This is a genomic window from Pseudomonas sp., assembly GCF_050739995.1.
Taxonomy (GTDB): Bacteria; Pseudomonadota; Gammaproteobacteria; order Pseudomonadales; family Pseudomonadaceae; genus Aquipseudomonas.
The window spans coordinates 1-5,919 of record NZ_JBOICG010000196.1 but is presented as its reverse complement, the minus strand read 5'-3'; the positions used below and the strand labels follow the sequence as shown (position 1 = coordinate 5,919).

Annotated in this window: 7 protein-coding genes; 3 read left to right on the top strand and 4 right to left on the bottom strand. The window is 59.2% G+C overall.

What is annotated here, in order from left to right; translation table 11 throughout:
* The coding region (locus ACRESD_RS06850; protein WP_431750236.1) for a TetR family transcriptional regulator at positions 1–347 on the bottom strand (347 nt) is incomplete at its 3' end.
* Between the two features lie 151 nt (positions 348–498).
* Positions 499–870 (bottom strand): hypothetical protein, encoded by a 372-nt coding sequence (locus tag ACRESD_RS06845; protein ID WP_431750235.1) that lies wholly within the window; start codon positions 868–870, stop codon positions 499–501.
* A gap of 356 nt (positions 871–1,226) precedes the next feature.
* On the opposite strand from ACRESD_RS06845, the gene ACRESD_RS06840 reads away from it, so the two are divergent.
* Positions 1,227–3,293: an AsmA family protein gene (locus ACRESD_RS06840; RefSeq protein ID WP_431750234.1), complete on the top strand. Its 2,067-nt coding sequence runs from the start codon at positions 1,227–1,229 to the stop codon at positions 3,291–3,293.
* A gap of 70 nt (positions 3,294–3,363) precedes the next feature.
* Here the strand turns inward: ACRESD_RS06840 and ACRESD_RS06835 are convergent, their stop codons facing one another.
* Positions 3,364–3,894, bottom strand: coding sequence for a ferritin-like domain-containing protein (locus tag ACRESD_RS06835; RefSeq protein WP_431750233.1), 531 nt, complete (start codon positions 3,892–3,894; stop codon positions 3,364–3,366).
* Between the two features lie 88 nt (positions 3,895–3,982).
* Positions 3,983–4,879, bottom strand: coding sequence for a LysR substrate-binding domain-containing protein (locus ACRESD_RS06830; RefSeq protein ID WP_431750232.1), 897 nt, complete (start codon positions 4,877–4,879; stop codon positions 3,983–3,985).
* A gap of 135 nt (positions 4,880–5,014) precedes the next feature.
* Between ACRESD_RS06830 and ACRESD_RS06825 the strand changes: the two genes are divergently transcribed.
* Entirely contained in the window at positions 5,015–5,656 is a 642-nt protein-coding gene (locus tag ACRESD_RS06825) for an FMN-dependent NADH-azoreductase (protein WP_431750231.1), read from the top strand.
* A gap of 79 nt (positions 5,657–5,735) precedes the next feature.
* Positions 5,736–5,919, top strand: a 184-nt coding sequence (locus ACRESD_RS06820) for an esterase/lipase family protein (protein ID WP_431750230.1), incomplete at its 3' end; no start/stop codon positions are given.

Sequence of the window (5,919 nt, the reverse complement as noted above, 5' to 3'; positions counted from 1 at the left end):
CCACCGTATTGCTCACGGGCCAGGAACAGGAATTGCGAGCGATTGGCCGAGACCACATCCAAAAAGATCCGCACCGAGGCATCGATAATGCCGCCCATCACGAATTCGTTGTGGCGGACCAGGCGAATCGTGGCGCGGAAGGTCTGGCCGACTTCACTCACCAACACCAGCCCAAGTTGGTCCATATCGGCAAAGTGACGGTAGAAGCCGGTGGGCACGATACCCGCCGTCTTGGCCACTTCCCGCAGACTCAGGCTGCCAAACCCTCGGCCACACTCCATCAGATGGCGGGCTGCGTCCATCAGGGCGAGGCGGGTTTGTTGCTTCTGTTCGGCGCGGGGCAGCATGGGCGGGTGGGCTTAGTCGGCAAGTACAGCGACGCACTCTAGCAAAACCGCTTTGCTGGCGTCGAACTTGGCGGGGGCAATACGTGACACACGCTATATAAAAGCAAAAGCCCGATCGGCTGATCGGGCTTTTTTCTGGGCCACCACGGGCTTAGCTCTGTGCTTGATGCAGTTCTTGCAGGCGGTCTGCACCACCTTCAGCAACGCCATCGGTGTAAGCGCGTTTGTTGGCTTGTTCAGCACCGCCTTCTACCAGACCTTTCTCTTGCAGGCGATCGTAGCCACCTTCAGCAACGCCTTCGGTGTAGGCGCGTTTGTTGGCCTGTTCCGAACCGTTTTCAGCAACAGCGCCTTTGGCGTAGTCGCGGTTTTCTTCTTCTTGCGAACCGCTGCGAGCCAGGGTTTGGCTGGATTGCACGGCTTGGGCTTTGTTCTGTGGGGTGGCTTGTTCGGCGGCTGGCAAGGCAAAAGCACTGGAAGCCAGGACGGACAGCAACACGGTAGCGAGTATTTGGCGTTTCATGAGGGTTGCTCCTTGGGAGGGCGAAAAAGTGGGTACAGGGCTAATGCTACTCTTGATAAGTCGATATAAAAGTTCATAAACACAATGGTAATAATCAACAGAATTGATTGTTCCGTGCGAAGGCTCTAACTCGCGCCTCTCAAGCCCGCGGTTTTGCACTACGGTGGGTATTTTCGACACGAACCCGGGTAACAATGGTGCGTCGTCGATGATCGAAGCTGTCTGTTCGATCAGGAAAATGGCTTTTTGCGACTAAAACCGCAGATCGGTTAAACCCCCAGGCGGTTTGCCAGTCACAGCTTTATAAGCTGCTCTAAAGGAGTAGCCTTGCCAGTCGTATTCAGGAGTCCTGTGCAATGACGCGCACTCGTAAAATTGTTGTTTGGAGCTGCGCCAGCTTCGCCCTGTTAATCACCGTGGTGGTGTTGGTTCTGGTGTTCTTCGATTGGAATCGCATCAAACCGCCACTTAATGCCAAAGTTTCCGAAGAGCTGCATCGTCCGTTCGCCATCAACGGCAACCTGGCGGTGGTGTGGGAGCGCGAACCTGATGAAGGCGGTTGGCGCGCCTGGGTGCCATGGCCCCACGTGATCGCCGAAGACCTCACCTTGGGTAACCCCGACTGGTCGAAAAAACCGCAGATGGTCACGCTCAAGAAAGTCGAGCTGCGTATTTCGCCCCTGGCGTTGCTGGTGCAGCGTGTGGTGATTCCGCGCATCGATCTCACTGAGCCGAGTGCCGACTTGCAGCGCCTGGCCGACGGTCGCGCCAACTGGACCTTCAAGTTCGACCCCAAAGACCCGAATGCCGAACCTTCGAGTTGGGTGGTGGACATCGGTGCCATTGGCTTCGACAAGGGGCATGTGACCCTCGACGACCAGACCTTGAAGACTCAACTCGACGTCATCATTGAACTCCTGGGCAAACCCATCCCTTTCGGTGAAATCGTCGGCGATGCGGATGCCAAGAAGGCCCTGGAAAAAGGTTCGGCACCCCAGGACTATGCGTTCGGTCTCAAGGTCAAAGGCCAGTATCACGGCCAGAAACTCGACGGCACCGGCAAGATCGGTGGCCTGCTCGCGTTGCAGGACGCAGCCAAGCCGTTCCCGCTGCAGGCCCAAGTGAAGGTGGCGGATACCAGCATTGCCCTGGCCGGCACCCTTACCGATCCGCTGAACCTGGGTGCCCTGGACTTGCGCCTGAAGCTCTCCGGTAGCAGCCTGGGCAACTTGTACCCGCTGACCGGCGTTACCCTGCCGGACTCGCCGGCCTATTCCACCGACGGTCATCTGATCGCCAAGTTGCATGAAGCCAGCGGCGCATCCTTCCGCTACGAAAACTTCAACGGCAAGATCGGTAACAGCGATATCCACGGCGACCTGGGTTATGTGGCCAGCCAGCCACGGCCAAAACTCAGCGGCGCCTTGATCTCCAACCAACTGTTGATGACCGACCTTGCTCCCTTGATCGGTGCGGATTCCAACGCCAAACAAAAAGCCCGTGGCGGTGCGAGCAAGCAGCCGACAACCAAAGTTCTGCCGGTGGAAGAGTTCCGCACCGACCGCTGGCGCGATATGGATGCTGACGTGGAGTTCACTGGCAAACGCATTGTGCACAGCGCTGAATTGCCCTTTACCGACCTCTACACCCACCTGGTGCTCAACGATGGCCAACTCAGCCTCGAGCCCCTGCGTTTCGGTGTGGCGGGTGGCAAGCTGGACGCGCAGATTCGCCTGAACGGCCGCACCACGCCGATGGAAGGCCGCGCCAAACTCACCGCGCGCAACTTCAAGCTCAAGCAGTTGTTCCCAACCTTCGAACCGATGAAAACCAGCTTCGGTGAGCTCAACGGCGATGCGGATATTTCCGGGCGCGGTAACTCTGTCGCTGCGCTGCTGGGGACCTCCAGTGGTGACCTGAAGATGCTGATCAACGATGGCGCCATCAGCCGTGGCCTGATGGAAATCGCCGGGCTCAACGTGGGCAACTATGTGGTCGGCCGCTTGTTCGGCGACAAGGAAGTGAAGATCAACTGCGCGGCGGCCGACTTCGGGATCAAGACCGGGCTGGCCACCACCCGCCTGTTTGTGTTCGATACCGAGAACGCCATCATCTATATCGATGGCACCGCGAATATGGCGACGGAACAGTTGGACCTGACCATCACGCCGGAGTCGAAAGGCTTCCGCCTGTTCTCATTGCGCTCGCCACTGTACGTGAATGGGCCGTTCATCAAGCCCAACGCCGGTGTGAAGGCGGTGCCGCTGATGCTGCGCGGTGCCGGGATGGTGGCGCTGGGCGTGATCGCCGGGCCGGCTGCTGGCTTGCTGGCTTTGGTCGCACCCAGCGGCGACGCACCGAACCAATGCGCACCGTTGCTGCAACAGATGAAGGAAGGCAAGGCGCCCAAGACGGTGAAGTAACTGCAGGAACAGAGGGCCAAATGTGGGAGGGGGCTTGCCCCCTCCCACAATGGTATTGCGGGTTGCTGGGTTACAGGCTTTCGAGAATATCCGCCATGTCGTCGGCATGCTCTTCTTCCTGAGCCAGGATCTCTTCGAACAAGCGGCGGGTGGTCGGGTCTTTGTCGCCGATGTATTGAATGATTTCGCGATAGCTGTCCACCGCGATGCGTTCGGCTACCAAATCCTCGTAGACCATTTCCTTGAGGTCCTTGCCGGCCACGTATTGAGCGTGGGAGTTTTTCGACAGCAGATCCGGGTTGAACTCCGGTTCGCCGCCCAATTGCACAATACGCTCGGCGAGTTTGTCGGCGTGCTCGGCTTCCTGGGTCGCATGTTCAAGGAACTCATCGGCCGCGACGGAGGCTTTGATCCCGCTGGCCATGAAGTAGTGCCGCTTGTAGCGCAATACGCAGACCAGTTCAGTGGCCAGCGACGCGTTCAGTAGGCGGATGATTTCTTTGCGGTCAGCGTCGTAGCCTTCGGTCACGGCACCGTTTTCGACGTTCTGGCGGGCGCGGCTGCGCAGGGTCGCAACGTCAGTCAAGTTTGCTTCGGTCATCTCAATCTCCTGGTACTCATCCGGTTTTTCGCCACGCTCTTGCGGCGTGATCGCTCCAAGTTGTGAGTCCCAGGCAACGCAATAAGTTTTATCGGATTTGCGCCAGTGTCACTTCCTCTTGCATCCACTGGAAAAACGCTCGCACCGGTGGATGCCGCTCGCGGCCCGGCACGCAAAGGGCGCTGTAACCGGCACCGTCGACACGGACCTGGGATCGGTACGGCACCAGTAATCCGCTGGCGATGCTTTCCGACACGAGGATATTGCTCGCCAGTACCAAGCCTTGGCCGGCAATGGCCGCCTGCAACGCATAGTGCTCTTCATCGTATTCGCGCAACGGCGACGCCTGCGTCAGCCAGCGTTCCCCGGCTTTCTCGCACCAGGCTTGCCAACCCAGGGCGTAGAGCTTGGAGTTATGCCAGCGCACGCTGATCAATGTCGGCACCTGGGTGCTGGCCAGCGCCACCTGCTCGGGGGAGCCATACACCGCAAAGTGCTCATCGAACAGGCACTGCCCGTACAACTGCGGGTAGTCGCCGAGGCTGTAGCGGATCACCAGATCGACGCTGGCATCCTGTTGCAGGTCGACGACTTCGCATCGGGTATCCAGGCGCAGGTTGATATCGGGATGAGCGGCATAGAAGCGGCCCAGGCGGGGCACCAGCCATAGCGCGGCAAAGGCCGGCGTGGTCGACACCGTGAGCTGCCCGGCGCTGCGTTGCGGGCGCAAGGTGTCCAGGCTTTGCGCCACATCCAGCAAGGCGCTGTGCAGGCTGTGAAACAGCCGTTCACCGCCTTCTGTCAGGCGCACCTGGCGCGGCAGGCGCTCGAACAAGGGCAGGCCGAGCCAGGTTTCCAGTAAGCGGATCTGGTGGGAGACCGCCGTGGGTGTCACGGACAGTTCTTCGGCGGCGGCCTTGAAACTCAATAGGCGCGATGCCGATTCAAATGTGCGCAGGGCGGTCAGGGGCAGTGAGGCGAACATTCAGGCTCCATGGGTGAGATAGATTCATCCAGATCAACTATTGCTCATTTGTCGGAGGGGGCGCTCTTTTCTAGATTTGTGAGCAAGAAGGGCGCCAAGAAGGTTGCCTGAGTCTACCCCTGAAGGTTTGCACAGATGAAAAAAATACTTGTGGTTCACGCCAGTCCTCGTGGCGAACGCTCCCACTCCCGGCGCCTGGCCGAGTCGTTTCTCACCGCTTGGCAAACCGCCAACCCCGACGCGCAACTGACCCGCCGTGAAGTCGGCCGGGCCTTTATTCCTCATGTCACCGAAGCCTTCGTCGCGGCGAATTTCTACCCTGAGCCGCAAGCGTTGCCGAAGGTGATGAGGGCTGATTTGCAACTGAGCGACGAACTGGTCGGCGAGCTGATCGAACATGACCTGTTGGTGATTTCCATGCCGTTGTACAACTTCGGCGTGCCCAGCGGCCTCAAGGCCTGGATCGACCAAATCGTGCGCTTGGGCCTGACCTTCGACATCACGCAAGACAGCCAGGGCATGGCCCAGTACCAGCCGTTGCTCAAGGGCAAGCGTGCATTGATCATCACCAGCCGTGGCGGCAACGGGTTTGGTCCGGGCGGGGAATTTGAATGGATGAACCACGCTGATCCGCACTTGCGTACGGTGCTGGGTTACATCGGTATCGATGATGTGCGGGTGATTGCTGCCGAGGGTGAGGAGTCGGACAAGAGCGTATTCCTGCGCGCTTGTGACGAGGCCGAGCGCCAGTTGCACGATCTGGCCGGGCATTTCTGAACGGCCTGACGGTCATAGGGCGGTCATATCGATTGGTCTAGGATAGTGTCATTACCTTCCCGATCCGGATATGCGTTCCATGCCCGACTCCCTTGCCACGCGTTACCCCTTGGTGCTGGTGCCCGGCATGTTGGGTTTTGTACGTTTGGGGTGGTTTCCCTACTGGTATGGCATCGTCCCGGCGCTGCGGGCGGGTGGCGCTCAGGTGTTTGCCGTGCAGGTGGCGCCGCTGGATTCCAGCGAGGTACGCGGTGAGCAATTGC

What these genes read in the sequence shown, in the direction of transcription:
- ACRESD_RS06830 (WP_431750232.1), bottom strand. Translation starts at nt 4,879, where the DNA reads ATGTTCGCCTCACTGCCCCTGACCGCCCTGCGCACATTTGAATCGGCA.
- ACRESD_RS06845 (WP_431750235.1), bottom strand. Translation starts at nt 870, where the DNA reads ATGAAACGCCAAATACTCGCTACCGTGTTGCTGTCCGTCCTGGCTTCC.
- ACRESD_RS06840 (WP_431750234.1), top strand. Translation starts at nt 1,227, where the DNA reads ATGACGCGCACTCGTAAAATTGTTGTTTGGAGCTGCGCCAGCTTCGCC.
- ACRESD_RS06835 (WP_431750233.1), bottom strand. Translation starts at nt 3,894, where the DNA reads ATGACCGAAGCAAACTTGACTGACGTTGCGACCCTGCGCAGCCGCGCC.
- ACRESD_RS06825 (WP_431750231.1), top strand. Translation starts at nt 5,015, where the DNA reads ATGAAAAAAATACTTGTGGTTCACGCCAGTCCTCGTGGCGAACGCTCC.